The 645-nt window shown below is 57.8% G+C and carries 1 protein-coding gene; it reads left to right on the top strand.

The genetic code is table 11. The features are described from left to right. Positions 1-645, top strand: a 645-nt coding sequence (locus tag A3730_RS25460; RefSeq protein ID WP_156501361.1) for a 4Fe-4S dicluster domain-containing protein, incomplete at both ends; no start/stop codon positions are given.

A 645-nucleotide genomic window follows, 5' to 3' on the forward strand; every position in this document is an offset into this window, starting at 1 on the left:
CTTCTGGGTGGGCTTCTTCACAGTGGCGACCTACGGCAACGCCGGGTTCATGCGCGAACAGGTATGTCTCTACATGTGCCCCTACGCCCGTTTCCAGAGCGTCATGTTCGACCGCGACACGCTGATCGTGTCTTACGACGAACAACGCGGCGAACCCCGTGGCCGTGGTGCCAAAAAACGCCAGCAGGAAGATACGGTAGTGGAAAAAGGCGACTGCATCGACTGCGGCATGTGTGTTCAGGTCTGCCCCACTGGCATCGATATTCGTGATGGGCTGCAGTATGAATGCATTACCTGCGCGGCCTGCGTGGACGCCTGTGACGACGTCATGGATCATATCGGCAAGCCACCCGGGCTGATTCGCTACACCACCGAAAACGCCCTGGAAGGCTTTAAGACTCGCATTCTGCGCCCCCGACTCATCGGCTATGGCGCCATCCTCATCATCATGGGCAGCCTGTTTATGGGCACCTTGTACAGCCGTGTGCCACTGCAGGTCGATGTGATTCGAGACCGGAATCAGCTCTACCGCACCGCCAGCAGTGGCGAAGTGGAAAACATCTATCGGCTGGAAATTCAGAACAAGGGCCAGCACAGCCACCGGTATGTGCTCACCATGAAAGGTCCGGATGGCCTGCGCATGAA

The organism is Alcanivorax sp. HI0044, from assembly GCF_001634945.1.